Origin of the sequence: Streptomyces sp. NPDC096152 (assembly GCF_044763235.1) — a bacterium.
GTDB lineage: Bacteria > Actinomycetota > Actinomycetes > Streptomycetales > Streptomycetaceae > Streptomyces.
Map to the genome: position 1 here is coordinate 621,793 of NZ_JBIWFW010000004.1, position 17,973 is coordinate 639,765.

Here is a 17,973-nt window from a genome sequence, read left to right on the forward strand (position 1 = left end):
CCCTCCGGCGGAGGGCGCGACCAAGACTATGCCTTGCTGTGCGAGAACAGTTTCAGCACCGGCACTCCCACCTTGTGGCGCGCCCGCGAGGCCCAGTCGCGGTGGAAGAACTCCTCCACGTAGTGCGGGTCGGTCAGGACGATCACCTCGTCGGCCCCGGTCTCGCCGACCAGGCCCTTCAGGGCGTCCAGGGGGTGGTCCTCGACCAGCCGGCCCTCGGCCTCGCTGCCGGCCGCGCGCAGGGCCTTCAGGGACACCTCCAGGGCCTGCTGACCGGCGCTCTTGGCCTCCTCGCCCTCCGGGGTCTCACGCTCGCGCGCCGCCTCGTCGAGTTCGCCGAGCGCGATGTCGTCGATGGCCCGCAGCAGGCGGTCCGCCTGGTCGCCGCGCGGCTGGAGCAGCACGTGGAAGGCGACCGGCTCCTCCCCGTGAAGGGTGGTGACGAACTCCACGTCGGCGGACGTCAGGGCCTTCTCGATCATCAGTACGCTTGTGAACACCAGGCGCCTCTTCTCCTTCGAGGGCCCGCGGACCCTCTCTCCCCGTGGGCCGTCGCGGCCCCTGCGGAAACCATCCTGCCCCGTGATCGCACGGGTACTGCCGGATTTAGTGTGCCCAGCCGCAACAAAGCGGAACGATCAATTCCGCCATTCCCGGGACCAACGGCGGCCGACTCCGGGACCACCGGCGCCCGCGAAGGGGCCACGCAGCCGCCCCACCGGGGCCCGGCGGCCGCCGCGGAAGCGCCGGTTCCGTGGCAGTCCGCCGGGCCTGTGCCAGTTCCCCGGGTCCGTCGCGGCTCGCCCGGGGCCCCTCGCGCACGGTCAGTGCCCTCGTCGGACGGGTCGCCGCCGGCAGTCGCCGGACCGCGCACCCGGCTCGCCGGCCCCGGACGGTGGTCAGGCGCGGTGGTAGCGGGTGAAGAGGAAGCCGTCCTGCTCCAGGAGGGAGGCCAGGGTGAAGCGGCGCGGGACCGGGACCGGGGGGCCGCCCGCGATCCGCTGGGCGTCGCCCGCGGTCAGCATCGGGGAGACGGTCAGGCACAGCTCGTCGAGGACCCCGGCCGCCACCATCTGGCCCAGCAGGCGCGGGCCGCCCTCGGTCAGCAGGCGGGTGTGGCCCAGTCCGGCCAGCGCGGCGACCGCCCGCGCCGGGTCGACGCCCGCGCCGTCCCCGGCGGTCACCACCTTCGCGCCCGCCTTCCCGGCCGCCGCGACCCGGTCGGCGGGCGCCGCGGCCCCCGTCAGGACCAGCGTCGGCACCAGCGGCGAGGTGAACAGCGGAAGGGAGAAGTCCAGCTCCAGGCTCGCGGTGACGACCGCGATCGCCGGCGCCGGGCCCTGCCCGGCCGCCGCCCGCATCGCCGCGAACTCCTCGCGCGCGCGGGCCGGGCGGTACCCCTCCTGGCGTACCGTCTCCGCACCCACCACGACCACGTCCGCCAGCGCCCGCAGCGTGCCGAAGATCCGCATGTCGGCGGCGCTGGAGATGGGCTGCGAACGGCCCTCGTGCTGGGCCGCGCCGTCGAGCGTGGACACCATGTTGGCCCGCAGCCAGGACCCCCGGCCCCCGGGGCCGGGCTCCGGGTAGGCGTAGGCGGCGGCCAGCTCGGACAGGCTCCACTCCCGGTCCGCCGGGGCGCCGGGCACGTGCGCACCACCGGCCCCGCGGGCCTCTCCCGGGGCCTGGGCTGCTGTTTCGTCGGTCACAGGGAACAGGCGTCGCATGACGTGCAGTGTTCCACGCGGCTTAGCATGGGGAACCGTGTCCTCCTCCACCGCCGCCTCCGGCCGCCTCCGTCCGACAGCCGACGCGGCCCCGCAGTCCCTGTGCGCCCGCGAGCCCCACGTCCCGGCCGACCGGCTGGTCGCCGAGATGGTGCCGCCGCCGCGCTTCGACGCGGTGCGCTTCGCCACGTACATCCCGGACCCGAAGCAGCCGAGCCAGACCGAGGCCGTGGGAGTTCTGGAGGACTTCGCGGCCGGGCTCGGCGGGGCGCACGCCACCGGCTCCGGCAAGCGCGGCCTCTTCGGACTCGGCCGAGGCCGGGCCAAGGCCGCGAAGGCCCCGGCCGGCCCCCGCGGGGTCTACCTGGACGGCGGCTACGGCGTCGGCAAGACCCACCTGCTGGCCTCCCTGTGGCACGCCGCCCGGGCCGAGCCCGCGCTCAAGGCCTTCGGCACCTTCGTGGAGCTGACCAACCTGGTCGGCGCCCTCGGCTTCCAGAAGACGGTTGAGACCCTCTCCGGCCACCGGCTGCTCTGCATCGACGAGTTCGAACTGGACGACCCGGGCGACACGGTGCTGGTGTCCACCCTGCTCGGCAAGCTCGTCGACGCGGGCGTCGCGCTCGCCGCCACCTCCAACACCCTGCCCGGCAAGCTCGGCGAGGGCCGGTTCGCGGCCGCCGACTTCCTGCGCGAGATCCAGGGGCTGTCGGCCCGCTTCCGGACGCTGCGCATCGACGGCGAGGACTACCGCCACCGCGGTCTGCCCGACGCACCGGCTCCCTACTCCGAGGAGCAGGTGACGAAGACGGCGTACGCCACCGAGGGCGCCTCGCTCGACGACTTCCCGCACCTGCTGGAGCACCTGGCCAAGGTCCACCCCAGCCGGTACGGCGCCCTGACCGACGGACTGCGGGCCGTGTGCCTGACCGACGTCCGGCCGGTGCCGGACCAGTCGACGGCGCTGCGCCTCGTCGTGCTCGCCGACCGGCTCTACGACCGCGAGGTGCCCGTCCTGGCCTCCGGTCTGCCCTTCGACCGGCTGTTCAGCGAGGAGATGCTGAACGGCGGCTACCGCAAGAAGTACTTCCGCGCGATATCCCGGCTCACCGCGCTCGCCCGGGACGCCAAGGGGCTCGTCGACGGCGACTGACGGTCACCGACAGACCCTCATTACCCGAGCGGCTCGCACTGATCAAGAGCCGGTTCGCGCCAACACACCCACACTTTTGAGGCTCTCTTCCTCGCGCGACGCGGAGTTGACCCTGCAAACTACTTTGCAGGGCTACCGTGTCTCTTGACCAGTAGTTGACCAACCATTGGTCGGAACCAGAGATGCGAGACGAGCGGAGGGAGGCGCATGTTCCGAGGTGGAACAGCCCGGACCGCGTTCGCCCTCCTCACCGCCATGCTGCTCGCCCTTCCCGTCTTCGCGGCGACCCCTTCCTTCGCATACGCGCATACCGTCCGTCATCCCGAGGCCAAGACTCCGACCGGAATCACACCCTCCGGCGCGGCGGCGCACCACCAGTCGGCGACGCCGCGTGACTGCGGCCCCGCCGGAAACCCGACCGGCCCCCTGCGCACCCGCGACCGCCAGCGCCTCGCCGACTCCGCTCCCGAGGCGCCCGAGCGCCCCGCGCTGAAGGACGTCCCGGCGGCCGCCCACGAGGCGGCCGGCCCCGGCGCCGCCCACTCCCGCACGTCCAGACCCCCGGCCGACCGCACCCCGGCGGCACTCCAGGTCTTCCGCTGCTGACGAGCGCGGCCGATCCCGCCGGACGGCACCACACGCTGCCGAGCACCGCGCCCCGCCTCGCGGCCCGACCCGCGAAGCAGCGCACCGTGCCGAGCGGCACGCCCTGTTGAGCGACACCTGACCCGGCCCCAGACCTCCCACCTCAGCCGAGCACCTCGGCCGAGAAGCACCGCCGAGCGGCTCCGCCGAGCTCCTCTCACCCTGCCGAGCAGCGAGCAGTCCCGCCGCGCAGCGGGCAGTCCTGCCGAGCGGCAGCGCAGTCTCCCCCCACCCGTCGTGCAGACCGGACGCGCCCCCACGGCGCGCCAGGAGGAGTCACCACACATGCAGCCCCTCATCGACAACGCCCGTACGTTCGGACAGCGCCCTGAGGAGTTCGCCGGGCTCGCCGAAGGCCAGTCCCCCCAAGTCCTGTTCATCACCTGCTCCGACTCCCGGGTCGTCCCGGCCCTGATCACCGGCGCCCGCCCCGGCGAGCTCTTCGAGCTGCGCACCGCCGGCAACATCGTGCCGCCGCACGCCTCGGGGCACCCCACCGGCGAAGCGGCGACCATCGAGTACGCCGTGGAAGTGCTGGGCGTGCGGGACGTCGTCGTCTGCGGCCACTCGCACTGCGGCGCCGTCGGCGCCCTCGTCCGCGGCGACGACCTGGACGCCGTACCCGCCGTACGGGACTGGCTGGCGGGCGCCACGCCCCGGCCGGAGGGCTCGGCCGAGGACCCGGCCGTCGCCGAGGGCGTGCAGAGCCACGTCCTGACCCAGCTGCTGCGGCTGCGCGCGTACCCCTGCGTCGCCGAGAAGCTGGACAGCGGCCGGCTGACCCTGCACGGCTGGTACTACGAGGTGCACACCGGCGCCGTACTGGCGCACCGCCCGCAGACCGACACCTTCACGGCCCTGTGAGCGGCGCCGTGACCAACAGGTTCCCGCATCTGCGGCAGGACTTCGCCGCCTCGCTGGTCGTGTTCCTGGTCGCGCTGCCGCTGTGCGTCGGCGTGGCCGTCGCCTCCGGCGTCCCGGCCGAACTGGGCCTGGTCACCGGCATCGTGGGCGGCATCGTCACCGGGCTGCTGCCCGGCAGCAGCCTGCAGGTGTCCGGCCCGGCCGCCGGTCTGACCGTGCTCGTCTTCGAGGCGGTCCGCCAGTTCGGGCTGCCCGCGCTCGGGGTCGTCGTGCTGGCCGCCGGAGTGCTCCAGCTGGTCCTGGGCGCGCTGAAGTGGGGGCGCTGGTTCCGGGCCATCTCGCTCTCGGTGGTCGAGGGAATGCTGGCCGGCATCGGACTGGTGATCATCGCGGGCCAGCTGTACGCGGCGGCGGGGCTCAAGGCCCCGGCGTCCGGCCTCGCCAAGATCGCGGGGCTGCCGGGGGCCGCCGTCGACGCCCTGCGCAGCACCGAGGCGCTCGTCTCGCTCGCGGTCGGTGCCGGCACCATCGCCGTGCTGGTGCTGTGGCAGCGGACGCCGCGGCGGGTCCGCGCGGTGCCGGGCGCCCTCACCGCCGTACTGCTGGCCACGGTCGTGTCCCTGGCCCTCGGGCTGCCGGTGGCCACGGTCGAGGTGCGGGGCCTCTTCGGCGCGGTCCAGCCGCCCGGCGCCGAGGCCTTCGGCGTGCTGGGCCGTCCCGCGATCTTCGGCACGATCCTCGCCTTCGCTCTCATCGCCTCGGCGGAGAGCCTGTTCAGCGCGGCGGCCGTGGACCGGCTGCACAGTGGCCCGCGCACCCGGTACGACAGGGAGCTGATGGCCCAGGGAGCCGGCAACGCGGTGTGCGGGCTGCTCGGCGCGCTGCCGATGACCGCCGTGATCGTGCGCAGCTCCGCCAACGTCCAGGCCGGCGCCCGCACCAAGGCCTCCCGGGTCCTGCACGGCGTCTGGCTGCTGCTGTTCGCGGCTCTGCTCCCCGCGGCCCTGGCGCTCATACCCCTGCCCGCCCTCGCCGCTGTCCTCGTGCACGCGGGCTGGAAACTGATCCCGCTCCGGCAGCTCGTGTCGCTGTGGCGCGGGTATCGGGGCGAGGCGCTGATCCTGGTGGTGACGGCCGTGTCCATCGTCGCCGTGAACATGTTCGAGGGGGTGCTGATCGGTCTGGCCCTGTCGGTCGCCAAGACCGCCTGGGAGGCGTCGCACGTGAGGCTGGAGGTCGTCGACAAGGGTGCCGGTCCGGTGCGGGCGCGTCTGGCGGGCAACGCGACCTTCCTGCGGCTGCCGAAGATCCTCGACAGCCTGGAGGCGCTCCCCCAGGACCGTCCCGTGGAACTGGACCTGTCCGGACTGCACCATCTGGACCACGCCTGCCGTACGGCGCTGGAGAGCTGGGCCGAGCGGCACAGCGCGGCCGGCACCGACCCGGTGAAGGTCACGGCTCCGCGGGCCGCGACCCATGCGGAGGCCCCGGCGCCGTAACCGTCCCGCGCGCCGGACCGCGGTCGTGGCCCTGGCCTCGACCGCGGTCTCATACCGGGCATATCGTTTGGGAAAGGCGCAAAAGTGCCGAGCGGCTGACGAGAGGTCGTCGTCATGCTTCAGGAATTGGTGGCCATACTGATCACCGCCGGGGTCGCGGGCCTCGTGTACGTCGCGGCAGGCGTACGGATCGTCAAGCAGTTCGAGCGCGGGGTGGTGTTCCGGCTCGGCCGGCTGAACGGGGACGCGCGCACGCCCGGCCTGGCGTTGATCATCCCGTTCGTGGACCGGCTCTACAAGGTCAACATGCAGATCGTCACGCTCCCGATCCCCGCCCAGGAGGGCATCACCCGGGACAACGTGACCGTGCGCGTGGACGCCGTCGTCTACTTCAAGGTCGTCGACGCGCCGAACGCGCTCATCCGGGTCGAGGACTACAAGTTCGCGGTCTCGCAGATGGCCCAGACGTCCCTGCGTTCGATCATCGGCAAGAGCGACCTCGACGACCTGCTCTCCAACCGGGAGAAGCTCAACCAGGGCCTGGAGCTGATGATCGACAGCCCGGCCGTCGGGTGGGGCGTGCAGATCGACCGGGTCGAGATCAAGGACGTGTCCCTGCCGGACACGATGAAGCGGTCCATGGCCCGGCAGGCGGAGGCCGACCGGGAGCGCCGGGCCCGGATCATCAACGCGGACGCCGAGCTCCAGGCCTCGAAGAAGCTGGCGGAGGCGGCCCAGCAGATGGCGGAGACGCCCTCCGCGCTCCAGCTGCGGCTGCTGCAGACGATCGTGGCGGTGGCCGCAGAGAAGAACTCCACCCTCGTCCTGCCCTTCCCGGTCGAGCTGCTGCGCTTCCTGGAGCGCGCCCAGCAGCCGGAACAGGACCAGGCGCACCCGGCCGGTCAGGACGCCACGGCCAAGGGCGGCACCCCGCGTACGGCCGCGGGGCCCCCAGGCATCGAACCGTCCCTCGCCCCGACCCAGGCGGCGCCGTCCGCCCCGCTCCCCCGGGACGTCCGGCCGACGCCGACGAGCACGCCGTAGGCCGGGCGGGGAGCCGCCGGGGTGGGGCGGGCGCAGAGCCGCCGGGAGGGGCCGGCCGGGACGCCGGCGCGGCCCCTGCCGATGCCGGTGTGGCTGGCGGGGCCGTCGCGGCGGGGCTAGCGTGCCCGGCATGCGCAACAGGCTCGTGATCTTCGCCGCGGTGGCGGCCCTGGGGCTCGTCTCGTCGTGCGGCGACGACGAAGGCGGCTCGGGCGTGCCCACGCCCACGGCCGCGCGGCGGATCGCGGTGTCCAGCCCGGCGTTCGGCGACGGCGGCACCATCCCCCGCCCCTACACGTGCGACGGCGAGGACGTCTCGCCGCCGCTGACCTTCACCGGTGCCCCCGCGCACACGACCGGCCTCGTCCTGCTGCTCGAGGACCCCGACGCGCCGCGCGGCCCCTTCACGCACTGGCTGATGTGGGACATCGACCCGCACACCACGGGGGTGCCCGCCGGCCGGACGCCACCGGGAGCCACGCAGGGCCGCAACAGCTTCACGAAGGCCGGTTACAGCGGCCCCTGCCCGCCCGTGGGCAAGCCGCACCGCTACGTCTTCACGGTGTACGCCACCGACCGGCGGCTCGGCCTCGCCACCGACGCCACGGCGGACGACGTACGCCGGGCCGTGAACGGCCACGCGCTGGCGGTCGGATCGCTGACCGGGCGCTACGGCCGCTGACCTGGGACCTCTTTCGGATCTTGCCGTGGGTCGCGGGCCCTGGCCGGCTCCGGGCGGGCACGGCACCCCGTCGGGTGCCCAGTGCGCGCCGGATGGTGACCCGGCAGGCCGGCCGGGTCAGTCGAAGACAGCGTGGACGACCAGGTAGGCGATGCCCAGGAGGATCCCCAGGGCGAGGGCCGGTATGGCCAGCAGTTTGGCCGTCCACGCCAGGCTCTTGGTCACGCTGGTCGACGCCATGGAGTACCGGTCGGGGCGGGCGGCGACGTCGTACGCCCCGACGGCGCCGCAGATCAGCGCCGCCAGCGCCGTGAGCAGCGCGGTGGTCAGCGACGGCAGCAGCGGGGTGCCGCGGACGTGGTCGACGAGGTGGCTTCCATGGGCGTGGGTCCAGTTCACGACCGCCGGCACCGCCGTGACGGCTGCCACGACGAGGGTCGTCACCGACGAGAGGGCGAGCACCAGGGCGGCGGTGGCGAGTGCGGGCGCGCGCCGGGCCGAGCGGCTCGTCGGGCTCCGGGGCGGGGTCCCGTCGGTGCCCGCCTGTACCGTCGCCGGCGGAGGCGGGGGCGGTGCGGGAGACGGCCGGTCCGGGGCGGACTCCTTGGACGGCGGGCGTTTTTTCGCGGCGGGTCCGGGGGTGCGGGAGGCCAGGACGGTGTCCCGGGAGTCCGGCGCGGCCGGTCGCCGGCGCGGCCGGCTCACTTGGTCGGGCGGTCCGGACGGCCGGCCCGGTTGACCAGTGGATTCGGCGGCGGGCGTCTCGTCGCGGGGCGGGGACACCGGGGCCGCCACGGTCGGCGTCGGTCGCGAAGGGGCCTGGGGCGAAGGGGCCTGGGGCGAGGTGATCCGCGCCGTGACCGGCCGGGGGCGGGACGGGCCACCGGCACCGCCGTCGTCCCGCGCGGGCGAAGGCTCCTGGCCGTCGCCGTCCTGTGCGGGGGCCGGGCCCTCGGGGACCGCGTGCCCGGGAGCCGCGGGCACGGGGGCCGCGTGCCCGGGGGCCGCGGGCTCCGGTGCCGGCTGCTCGGGGGCCGGTGCGATCTCGACCTCCGTGTGCAGCCTGGCGTCCCCGGCGACACCCTTGAGCACGATGTCGCCGCTCCGGTGCCCCGGCGTCGAGGTGTCGACCCGGACCTCCAGACCCTCGGCGGACTCCTCGATCCGCAGCCAGTCGCCCGGGGCCTGCGGCTCGCAGCAGCAGGCCAGGGGCGGGCCCTGGAGGCGCACGGACAGCGTCGGGGCGGGCGCGTCCTGCGGTACCCGGCCGAAGTCCAGGCGCGCCGGGGACGGCCGGACGGCGACCTCGCGCAGGGCCCGGCTCGCCACGTCCGCGACCGACTGGATGTCGTTCTGCGCCACGTCCGCCAGTGCCCGCCGCGCTCCTTCGGCGATGGAGAGGTCGTCGTTCTCCATGCGGAGGTTCAGCTCCGCCACCGCGCCGAGGCGGGTGTACATCACCTTGCTGCGCATGGCGGTGCGCAGGGCGGCCGGAATGGGGGTGGGGTCGATCGTGCAGCGGCAGCGGCGCCGGCTCTGCGCCACATGCATGTCGCCCTGGAGTTCGGAGGTGCAGCTCGGGGTCTGGTTCGGGTTCTGCTCCCGGACGTGGTCGTAGACGTAGTCGTAGAGCTCGTTGAGGGAGACCCAGCCGTCGCCGTCGCGGTCGGCCTCGCCGCTCTCCAGGCCCTGCACCACGGCGTGGGTGAACACCGAGGGCCGGGGGCCGGTGTTTTCGGCGAGTTCACTGCCCTCGAAGGCGTACTCCATGGAGTTGGACGCGGTGATGACGGCCCAGCCCCGGCCGCCGCCGAGCTTGGTGCCCGCGAAGGACTCCAGGACGTTCACGTCGTGCGCGGCGCGCACCGCGGACGCGCTCCGGGAAAAGGCGCCGCCGTAGCAGCAGTCGAGGAACAGCACGGTCGTGTGGGCCCGGGTGCGGAACATGCAGTGGCGGACGAACTGGGCGGCGACCGCGGTGGAGCCGAGGAGACGCGGATCGGTGTCGCCGGCCGCGAAGTACAGTTCGCCGGATTCGCTCTTGAGGCCGTGGCAGGAGAAATGCAGCAGGAGCGTGTCGCCCGGCCGGCCGTCGGAGAAGAAAGCCTCTACGCGCCGCTCTATGACATGGGCCGGCTCGTTTTTCACGACGTCCACCGCGAAGTCGCCGATCTGCGGATCGTGCAGCACGTCGGCGAGCGCGACGGCGTCCTGGGCCGGCGCCCTCAGCCTCCTGAGCCCGGCGTCCTGGTAGCTGTCGTTGGCGATGATCAGCGCGCGCCGCGATGCGCCCATGGCTATGTCCCCACGGTGGAGTGGCGGCGGACGAACAGGTCGAACGCCTCCGTCACCTGTTCCGGCGTCGCCTCGGAGATCTCCAGCACGTCGTCGTCCATGGTCAGGCGCAGCGAGGGGCGGCTGTCGCGGCACCGGCCCCACCAGTCGCGCACCACGGCCACGACCTGGTTGAGCGCGGTGACGGAGCCGCCGAGGCTCACCAGCAGGGCGCCGATCTGGGTGACGTCCACCGCGCGGGCGCCGGGCGGTGCCTCGCCACCGGGAAGGGGCGTCACGTCGTCCACGTCGGTCTGGAGCAGTTCCGCACGGAGATATCCGGTCAGCGTCTCCACGCGTTCGGCTTCGGCGCCCTCCTCGGAAAGGAGGATCTGCAGCTGCTTTTCCACCGGCTCGGCCCCTTTGTTCTGCTCGTCGGGGCGGCGCAGAGTCGGACCACGGATGGCTCTACGTCTTGTTTCTCCAAGTCTCGCCCGCGGACCGTGCGATGGCAAATCAAATGCGCCATTTAATAGCGCGTTGAATTGTTACCGTCCGAAAGAAGTTGAGGCGAAAAGCTTCTCGGAATTCCACCGTAAATCGGGGGTGCGCTCCGGATCCGGTGGGTGGCGGCCGGGCGGGTGACCGCACAGTCGCGCCGCCGTTCATATGACCGGAGGTGGTCCTAACGTACGTTCGGTGACCCCATTCGTCAGACTGGTAAGACCTGTAAGCCTTGTACTACACGTACGACTTGTACGACGGGCGACCGCGGTCTGCCTCCTGGGCACCGCCCTCGCCGCCTGCGGGACCACCCACGCCCCCCGCGCCGACCGGCCCGGCCCCTCGAAGTCCCCCGCCTCCCCCTCCGCCGTGGAGCCCTCCCGGCCGCCCTCCCTGGCCCCCGGCCCCGGCGGCCTCACCCCGGTCTTCAGCCACGGCCCGCGGACCAGGGGCAAGACGGTCGCGTTCACCTTCGACGCCGACATGACCGCCGACCAGGGGCCGCGCGCGGCGGCGGGCGAGCACTTCGACAACCCGGCGCTCATCGCCACCCTGCGCTCGCTGAAGGTGCCGGCCACCGTGTTCATGACCGGCCGGTGGGCCGAGGAGTACCCGGAGGAGGCCCGCTCCATCGGCCGGGACCCGCTCTTCGAACTCGCCAACCACTCCTACAGCCACTACGCGTTCACCGGCGACTGCTACGGCCTGCCGAGGGTCTCCGCCGACCGGATGCGGCCGGACGTGGAGCGCGCGTACGAGGAGTTCCGCAAGGCGGGCGTGCCTCACCCGATGCCGTACTTCCGTTTCCCCGGCGGCTGCTACGACCAGCGGGCGCTGCGGGCGCTCAGCGGGCTCGGGGTGACCGCGGTGCAGTGGGACGTGATCAGCGGCGACGCCTTCGCGACGGACGCGGACGCGGTGGAACGGCAGGTGCTCGACGGGGTGCGGCCGGGATCGGTCGTCGTCATGCACTGCACGCGCAGCGCGGCCCCGACCACCGAGCGCGTGGTGCGCGCAGTGGTGCCGGAGCTCCGCAGGAAGGGGTACCGCTTCGTGAAGGTGTCCGAGCTGATCGGCGAGTCCACCGGCCGCTGACCACCGGTCCCGCGCCGAAGGCGCCCCACCTGCCCGCCGTGAGCGCGGCGCGGGGTTGGCACACTGGTGGGCGTGAACAACGACATCCCCGTTCAGGAGAGCCCGTTCCGGTCCGAGCCCGGTGTCCGCGACCAGGCGCCGCAGTTCGTGCTGCCGCTGGTGGTGCGGATCGAGCGGGCCGCTCCCCCGGCCCGTACGGACGCGCTGGAGACCGCGGCCCGGGCGGTCCTGGTGATGCTCGCCGACGAGCGGTCGCTCGGCGACGGGGAGTGGGCGCGGGCCGTACGGGACTGGCAGGACGCCCGGATCCGGAAGGTGGTCCGGCGGGCGCGCGGTGCCGAGTGGCGGCGGGCCGAGGAACTGCCCGGGATCACGGTCACCGGCAAGTCGGCGGAGGTACGGGTCTTCCCGCCGGTCCCCCTGGACGGCTGGCCCAAGGAACTGGCCAAGCTCCAGGTCTCCGGAACCGATCTCGACGATCCCGAACCGCCCGCCCCGGCCGACCCGGGCACGCCCGTGCTGTGGCTGAGCCCGGACCTGGAGATGTCCGCGGGCAAGGGTATGGCCCAGGCCGGGCACGGTGCCCAGCTCGCCTGGTGGGAGCTGACGGACGGGGAGCGCGAGGCCTGGCGGGACGCCGGGTTCCCGCTCGCCGTGCGCACCGCCGGGCCGGACCACTGGCGCCGCCTGACCGGGAGCGGGCTGCCGGTGGTGCGCGACGCGGGCTTCACCGAGATCGCTCCCGGGTCCTGCACGGTGGTCGCCGACCATCCGGCGCTGCGTTAGCCCCGTCCTCCCTCGTTCCGTCGCCCACCGCCCTGTCCCCCACTGTCCCGTCGCCCACCGTCGCGTCGCCGCCCGAACCTCAAATGTTGCTCTGAAGACGGGGCCGCGCGGTTCGGGGGCGCGCCGCGGGGCCATACCCCCGTCACGCCGGTACCGGCCCCGCAGCAGGGGCCGAGGGGCCGAAGGGGACGGCACGGGGTGCCGGGCGCGGGGAGGCGGGCGGGGGCCCGGAGGAGGGGACGATGGAGCGACTGGGGACGGGCATCGGCTGGCGGCCGGAGATCGCGGACGCCGTGGAGCACATGCCGGGCGTCGACTGGGTCGAGGTCGTGGCCGAGAACGTGTGCCCGGGGCACCTCCCCGAGTCGCTGCTGCGGCTGCGGGCCCACGGGGTGACCGTGGTGCCGCACGGCGTGGGGCTCGGCCTCGGCGGCGCCGAACGGCCCGACGAGGGCCGGCTGACCGCCCTCGCCGAGCGAGCGCAGGCGCTGGGGTCGCCGCTGGTCACGGAGCACATCGCGTTCGTACGAGGGGGCGGCCCGCTGACCGCCTCCCCGCGTCTTGAGGCGGGGCACCTGCTCCCGGTGCCGCGCACCCGGGACGCCCTCGACGTGCTCTGCGAGAACGTGCGCATCGCGCAGGAGGCGCTGCCGGTGCCGCTCGCGGTGGAGAACATCGCCGCCCTGCTGGCGTGGCCCGCCGAGGAGATGACGGAGGGTCAGTTCCTCTACGAGCTGGCGGACCGTACGGGCGTCCGGCTGCTGATCGACGTGGCCAATCTGCACACCAACCACGTCAACCGCGGCGAGGACCCGGCCAAGGCGCTCGCCGAACTGCCCGTGGAGGCCATCGCCTACGTGCATGTCGCGGGCGGCTTCGAGCGGGACGGCGTGTGGCACGACAGCCACGCCCACCCGGTCCCGCGGCCCGTCCTCGGCATCCTGGCCGACCTCGCCTCGCGGGTGTCGCCGCCCGGGGTCCTGCTGGAACGCGACGAGAACTTCCCCGAACCGGTCGAGCTGGAGCGGGAGTTGGAAGCGATCCGGCAGGCGGTGCACGCGGGCCGCACCACGGCCGCGATCCGGCCGGGCGCCCCCACGGCACCCCGGCCGACGGGACCGGCCGCCGGCGACCCGCGTCCGGCGAGCACCGCCACCGCGCCGGACCCGGCGGACCCCACCACACCGGGCCGGGCGGCCCCCGCCGCCACCGGATCCCGCCCGGCGGACCCCACCGCCGTACCGGACCCGGCGCACAGGGCGAGCACCGCCGCCGTTCCGCCCCCTGCCGGCTCTGCCGCCGCCGGCGCGCGTCCGGCGCTCCCCGGCGCCGATCCGCGCCCCGGTCCGCACGACGCCCTGCGGGAGGTCGGCCTCGGAAGTGCGCGGCAGCGGGTCGCTCTCGCGCAGACCGCGCTGCTGTCGGCGCTCGTCGCCGGGACGCCCGTGCCGGAGGGGTTCGACCGGGTGCGGCTGGGCGTGCAGGCGCGGGCGCTCGCGTCGAAGCGGGCGAGCGTGGTGGCGAAGGTGGCGCCGGAGCTGCCCGCGATCCTCGGGGAGGGGTACCGCTCCGCCTTCCTCGACTACGCGCACGGGCACCCGATGGCCGGAGGCTACCGGCGGGACGCGATGGAGTTCGCCGCTTTCCTGCTCGACGCCGGGCGGCCGCAGGAGGCGGAGACCCGGCGAGAGCTGCGGGAGTGGTGGCGGGAGCGGTCGGGCCCGGTTCCGAGGTCGGGGCGCCCGGCGGTGCGGATCTCCCGCGCCGCCCGCCGGATCCTGTCCCGGCGTTGACCGCTCCCACGCCCGCTCGCGCCCCTCGCCGATGGCCGGCGACCGGCGGACGACGGACGGCCGAGGGCCGGGCAACCGCCGAGAGACGGCCGACCGGCCGCGGTGTGCCGGACTTAACAGCCCCTGCGCCGCCAACGTCCGACTCACCCGTTCCTCTTCCCCTTTACCACGACATGTCCGCCGCACCTCCCGGCACATAACGCACCCCAAAGCCCGAATTGCACCGCATCATCCCCCGCGATGACCACCCCACGCCCCGCAGTAATATGCCAACTCCCCCGTCCCGAAGCGCACTGACGTGCGGTGCCGTAACAGGAGGCACCATGCGACCGCGACCCCCCGTCAGGGGCAGAGGCGTGTTCAGCGGTACCGGGATCATCGTCTCGGCGCTCGCCGCCACCCTCGTGGCGCTGCTCTTCCCGCTCTGGTCCTACGCCCACCGCCCGGCCGCCGCGTCCGCCGACGTGCTCAGCGCCGGGACGGTGGCGACACCGTACGGGCCGCTGTCCGCCCTCGACCGCGACTTCGTCACCAAAGTGCGGCTGGCGGGCCTGTGGGAACTGCCCGCGGGGCGGCAGGCCCAGCAGAAGGGCACCACCAGGGCCGTACGGGCGGCGGGGCGGCACCTCGTGGCGGGGCACGTGTTCCTGGACGGGCGGGTGCGCGACGTCGCCGCCAGGCTCGGGCTCGGCCTGCCCAACGAGCCCACCGCGCAGCAGAAGCAGTGGCTCGCCACCCTCGGCGCGGCGCACGGCGGGGAGTTCGACCGCCGGTTCGCCAACATCGCGCGCCTCGCGCACGGCAGGGTGTTCTCACTGGTCGCCCAGGTCCGGGCTAGCACGCAGAACACGCTCGTGCGCGCCCTCGCCGACGACGCGAACACGACGGTGCTGGACCACATCCGGGCGCTGGAGGCCACCGGGTTCGTCGACTTCGCCGCGCTGGCCGCGGACCTGGCCGCGAGCACCGGCCCCTCTCCCGGCGTCTCCTCCGGAACGCCCGCCCCGACCGTCGGCGCGGGTGAGGTCGTTCCGCTGACCCCGCCGGCGTCCCCGACCTACTCGCTCCCGCCGGCAGCCTCCAGCCCGCCCCCGCGGACCCCGTGACCGGGCCCCGGCCCCATACCCGGCCTCGGCCTCGGCCTCGGAGAACCAACGGAACGTCACATCTCAGCCACACTGCGTCCGTATGATGAACAGAGCATGGCGTTTCCCAGGCCCCTGGCATAGAAACGCGTCATGTTCTGGGTCCTCCTCCTGCTGCTGGCCTGGGCCGTCGCCGGTGCGGCGTGCACGCGGCTGTGCCTGGCCGCCGTGCGCGCGGCGGCCGTCGACGCGGACGCGGCCCGGGGGCACGATCTGACGCTCTACGAGGCGGCGTTCCTGTCGGGCGGGCCCGCCCGGGTCGCCGACGTGACCCTGGTCTCCATGGCGCGCCAGCGCCGGCTGCTGCTCGCGCACACCGGCTGGGCGACGGTCGTCGACCCGCGCGGCCGGGACGAGATGGAGCGGTCGGTCATCGGCGCGATCGGACCGGAGGGGCAGTCCCGGATCGCGCCGGTGCGGGCGGCCACGGCCGCCACCGACGCGGTCCGCGGCCTCGCCGACCGGCTGGTCCGCGCGGGCCTGGCCGTGCCGGACGGGGCGCGGACGACGGTCGCGGCCGGGGTCCGCCAGGTGCGGGCCGCCGCGCTGGTGGTACTCGCGCTGGGCGTGACCGCGCTGCTGATGCCCGGCCCGACCGGGATGCCGCGCGACCTGGTCGCCCTCTGGTTCGCGCTGCCCCTCGCGCTCACCCTGAGCTGTCTCGCCATCGCCCGGGTGGAGGTCCACCCGTACTCGCCGTGGGCCTCCCCGGCCGGGCAGCGGCTGCTGGGCGCGCTGCCCCGGCGGGTGACCGGCGTGGGTGACGACCGCTCGTATCTGGCCTCGATCGCCGTACGCGGCATCCGCGCGATCGGCGAGCCGGAGCTGCGGGCGGCCCTCACCCACCGCGACCAGCCCTGACACGTCTGACGGGCCGCGGCGTCCGCCGGGCCGCCGCGGACGCCGCGGACGCCGCGGAGTGCGGCGCCCGCACGGGGCGCATCGGGGGCATTGGCCCGACACCGGGCGGCCGGTGCTTGCCTTCCTCCATGGGCGTACGAAATATCCCTTCTGTTGCCGTCGTGCGCCGAAGGGATACGTGATGAGAGCTGCCGCCGTCTGTACGGCCGCCGGATCCTTGGTCCTGACCGCCCTCGCCGCCTTCCCGGCCGTCGGCACCGGCGGCGCTACGGCGGCACCGCGGGCCGGGGCGGCGGCCCTGCACGGCACGGCGGCGGCCGAGCTGGGCGGCACGGCGGCGGCCGCGGCGCGCGCCCGGGCGGCGGGCGTCGACTTCGGCACGTGCGCCGACATGCCGGACGCGCCCCGCACCATGGAGTGCGGCACGGTCTCGGTGCCCCTCGACTACGCGCACCCCGGCGGCCGGCAGATCCGGCTCACCGTCAGCCGGGTGCGGGCCACCCACAAAGACCCGCGCAACAGCAAGCGCAAGGTGCCCCGCCAGGGCGCCCTGGTCTACAACCCGGGCGGGCCGGGCGGTTCCGGCCTGCTCTTCCCGCTGGTCGGGCTGCTGCCGGAGTGGAAGCGGATCGCCTCCGCGTACGACCTCGTCGGGTACGACCCGCGCGGGGTGGGCCAGTCGGCGCCGCTGTCCTGCGAGGACCCCAAGAGCCACTTCAAGGGTCCCTCGGCCGCGCCGGCGCACCCCTCGGAGGCGTACAAGAAGCAGCGCGTCGCCGAGGCGAGGGCCTACGCGCGGGGCTGCGGCCGGCGCGCGGGCTCCGCACTGCGGTACTACACCTCCCTGAACAACGCCCGTGACCTGGACGTCCTGCGGGCGGCGCTCGGCGAGGACCGGGTGACGTTCATGGGTGCCTCCTACGGCACCTACTTCGGCGCCCTCTACGCGACGCTGTTCCCCTCGCACGTGCGCCGGATGGTGTTCGACTCGGCGGTGAACCCCGATCCCGCGCGGATCTGGTACCGCGACAACCTCGACCAGTCGGCCGCGTTCGAGGGCCGCTGGGCGGACTTCCGGGAGTGGGTGGCCCGGCACGACGCCGTGTACGGGCTCGGCCGCACGGCCGAGGCGGTGCGGCGCAGCTACGAACGGGCGCGGTCGCGGCTGGCCGCGAAACCGGCGGGCGGCGCGGTGGGGCCGGGGCAGTTGCAGGGGGCGTTCCTGAGCGCGGGGTACTACGACGACTACTGGCCGCGGAGCGCCGGGGCGCTGTCGGCGTATCTCAAGGGCGATCCGAAGCCGCTGGTCGCCCTGGCCGCGCCGCTGAAGGAAGGGGCCGTCGAGGCGGAGAACGGGGCGGCGGTCTACACGGCCGTGGAGTGCAACGACGCGTCCTGGCCGACGGACTTCCGGGTCTGGGACCGGGACAACACGCGGCTCGCGCGCGTGGCGCCGTTCGAGACCTGGGACAACGTGTGGACGAACCTGCCGTGCGCCTACTGGCCGGCGCCCCGGCAGCGGCCGCTGGACGTGCGGACCGGGCCCGGTGAGCTGCCGCCGACGCTGATCCTGGCCGCCGAGCGGGACGCGGCGACGCCGTACGACGGCGCCCTCGAACTCCATCGGCGGCTGGCGGGCTCGGTGCTGGTGACCGAGCGGGACGCGGGCACCCACGGCATCGCGGGCGGGCCGAACGCCTGCGTGAACGCGCACCTGGAGGCCTACCTGCTGGAGGGGCGCCTTCCGGTGCGGCGCGCGGCCTGCGCGCCGCACCCGGAGCCCCGGGCGGCGAAGCCGCAGGCCGCCGCCAAGCGGAAGAGCCCGCGCGACACCCCCAGGGGGAGGTCCGGCCGGCTTCCCGCCCACGGGTGACCGGTCCCGCCCCGGGGCCGGCCGGCAG

The 17,973-nt window shown here is 74.5% G+C and carries 16 protein-coding genes; 12 read left to right on the top strand and 4 right to left on the bottom strand.

Annotation, left to right across the window (positions count from 1 at the left end; all coding sequences use genetic code 11):
• Nucleotides 1-26: 26 nt before the first annotated feature.
• Both ACIQ9G_RS17300 and ACIQ9G_RS17305 read right to left on the bottom strand, forming a co-directional pair.
• Nucleotides 27-500, bottom strand: coding sequence for an indole-3-glycerol phosphate synthase (locus ACIQ9G_RS17300; protein ID WP_356184344.1), 474 nt, complete (start codon nt 498-500; stop codon nt 27-29).
• 399 nt (nt 501-899) lie between these two features.
• A complete protein-coding gene (locus tag ACIQ9G_RS17305; protein WP_403609802.1) occupies nt 900-1,727 on the bottom strand; it encodes a pyrimidine reductase family protein in 828 nt (275 codons plus the stop codon).
• Between the two features lie 37 nt (nt 1,728-1,764).
• Here ACIQ9G_RS17305 and zapE point away from each other — a divergent pair, with 37 nt between their 5' ends.
• The 6 genes from zapE (at nt 1,765) to ACIQ9G_RS17335 (ending at nt 7,614) form a co-directional block, all read left to right on the top strand.
• Entirely contained in the window at nt 1,765-2,880 is a 1,116-nt protein-coding gene (gene zapE, locus ACIQ9G_RS17310) for a cell division protein ZapE (RefSeq protein WP_403609804.1), read from the top strand.
• A gap of 207 nt (nt 2,881-3,087) precedes the next feature.
• Nucleotides 3,088-3,486, top strand: a complete 399-nt coding sequence (locus ACIQ9G_RS17315) for a hypothetical protein (RefSeq protein WP_403609807.1) — start codon at nt 3,088-3,090, stop codon at nt 3,484-3,486.
• 324 nt (nt 3,487-3,810) lie between these two features.
• Nucleotides 3,811-4,389, top strand: a complete 579-nt coding sequence (locus tag ACIQ9G_RS17320) for a carbonic anhydrase (RefSeq protein WP_403609809.1) — start codon at nt 3,811-3,813, stop codon at nt 4,387-4,389.
• 8 nt (nt 4,390-4,397) lie between these two features.
• Entirely contained in the window at nt 4,398-5,888 is a 1,491-nt protein-coding gene (locus ACIQ9G_RS17325) for a SulP family inorganic anion transporter (RefSeq protein WP_403609811.1), read from the top strand.
• A gap of 114 nt (nt 5,889-6,002) precedes the next feature.
• A complete protein-coding gene (locus ACIQ9G_RS17330) occupies nt 6,003-6,932 on the top strand; it encodes a slipin family protein (RefSeq protein ID WP_403609814.1) in 930 nt (309 codons plus the stop codon).
• A 130-nt stretch (nt 6,933-7,062) separates the two neighbouring features.
• Nucleotides 7,063-7,614: a YbhB/YbcL family Raf kinase inhibitor-like protein gene (locus ACIQ9G_RS17335; protein ID WP_403609817.1), complete on the top strand. Its 552-nt coding sequence runs from the start codon at nt 7,063-7,065 to the stop codon at nt 7,612-7,614.
• A gap of 117 nt (nt 7,615-7,731) precedes the next feature.
• Here ACIQ9G_RS17335 and ACIQ9G_RS17340 read toward each other — a convergent pair whose 3' ends face one another.
• Nucleotides 7,732-9,909, bottom strand: coding sequence for a caspase family protein (locus ACIQ9G_RS17340; protein ID WP_403609820.1), 2,178 nt, complete (start codon nt 9,907-9,909; stop codon nt 7,732-7,734).
• A gap of 2 nt (nt 9,910-9,911) precedes the next feature.
• Nucleotides 9,912-10,298 (bottom strand): hypothetical protein, encoded by a 387-nt coding sequence (locus tag ACIQ9G_RS17345; protein WP_403609822.1) that lies wholly within the window; start codon nt 10,296-10,298, stop codon nt 9,912-9,914.
• A gap of 307 nt (nt 10,299-10,605) precedes the next feature.
• Between ACIQ9G_RS17345 and ACIQ9G_RS17350 the strand changes: the two genes are divergently transcribed.
• From ACIQ9G_RS17350 to ACIQ9G_RS17375, 6 genes are all read left to right on the top strand, one after another.
• Entirely contained in the window at nt 10,606-11,487 is an 882-nt protein-coding gene (locus tag ACIQ9G_RS17350) for a polysaccharide deacetylase family protein (RefSeq protein WP_403610078.1), read from the top strand.
• Nucleotides 11,488-11,559: 72 nt separating this feature from the next.
• Nucleotides 11,560-12,273 (top strand): aminoacyl-tRNA hydrolase, encoded by a 714-nt coding sequence (locus ACIQ9G_RS17355; RefSeq protein WP_403609825.1) that lies wholly within the window; start codon nt 11,560-11,562, stop codon nt 12,271-12,273.
• A 242-nt stretch (nt 12,274-12,515) separates the two neighbouring features.
• Nucleotides 12,516-14,066 carry a DUF692 family multinuclear iron-containing protein gene (locus ACIQ9G_RS17360; protein ID WP_403609827.1) on the top strand — a complete coding sequence of 517 codons (1,551 nt, stop codon included), beginning with the start codon at nt 12,516-12,518 and terminating at the stop codon, nt 14,064-14,066.
• A gap of 323 nt (nt 14,067-14,389) precedes the next feature.
• Complete coding sequence (locus ACIQ9G_RS17365; protein WP_403609829.1) at nt 14,390-15,172, top strand: DUF4142 domain-containing protein; 783 nt, start codon at nt 14,390-14,392, stop codon at nt 15,170-15,172.
• 132 nt (nt 15,173-15,304) lie between these two features.
• Nucleotides 15,305-16,072, top strand: a complete 768-nt coding sequence (locus ACIQ9G_RS17370; protein ID WP_403609831.1) for a TIGR04222 domain-containing membrane protein — start codon at nt 15,305-15,307, stop codon at nt 16,070-16,072.
• Nucleotides 16,073-16,253: 181 nt separating this feature from the next.
• Nucleotides 16,254-17,945, top strand: coding sequence for an alpha/beta hydrolase (locus ACIQ9G_RS17375; RefSeq protein WP_403609833.1), 1,692 nt, complete (start codon nt 16,254-16,256; stop codon nt 17,943-17,945).
• Nucleotides 17,946-17,973 lie beyond the last annotated feature (28 nt).

What these genes read in the sequence shown, in the direction of transcription:
- ACIQ9G_RS17305 (WP_403609802.1), bottom strand. Translation starts at nt 1,727, where the DNA reads ATGCGACGCCTGTTCCCTGTGACCGACGAAACAGCAGCCCAGGCCCCG.
- ACIQ9G_RS17315 (WP_403609807.1), top strand. Translation starts at nt 3,088, where the DNA reads ATGTTCCGAGGTGGAACAGCCCGGACCGCGTTCGCCCTCCTCACCGCC.
- ACIQ9G_RS17320 (WP_403609809.1), top strand. Translation starts at nt 3,811, where the DNA reads ATGCAGCCCCTCATCGACAACGCCCGTACGTTCGGACAGCGCCCTGAG.
- ACIQ9G_RS17330 (WP_403609814.1), top strand. Translation starts at nt 6,003, where the DNA reads ATGCTTCAGGAATTGGTGGCCATACTGATCACCGCCGGGGTCGCGGGC.
- ACIQ9G_RS17335 (WP_403609817.1), top strand. Translation starts at nt 7,063, where the DNA reads ATGCGCAACAGGCTCGTGATCTTCGCCGCGGTGGCGGCCCTGGGGCTC.
- ACIQ9G_RS17340 (WP_403609820.1), bottom strand. Translation starts at nt 9,909, where the DNA reads ATGGGCGCATCGCGGCGCGCGCTGATCATCGCCAACGACAGCTACCAG.
- ACIQ9G_RS17360 (WP_403609827.1), top strand. Translation starts at nt 12,516, where the DNA reads ATGGAGCGACTGGGGACGGGCATCGGCTGGCGGCCGGAGATCGCGGAC.
- ACIQ9G_RS17365 (WP_403609829.1), top strand. Translation starts at nt 14,390, where the DNA reads ATGCGACCGCGACCCCCCGTCAGGGGCAGAGGCGTGTTCAGCGGTACC.
- ACIQ9G_RS17370 (WP_403609831.1), top strand. Translation starts at nt 15,305, where the DNA reads ATGTTCTGGGTCCTCCTCCTGCTGCTGGCCTGGGCCGTCGCCGGTGCG.
- ACIQ9G_RS17375 (WP_403609833.1), top strand. Translation starts at nt 16,254, where the DNA reads ATGAGAGCTGCCGCCGTCTGTACGGCCGCCGGATCCTTGGTCCTGACC.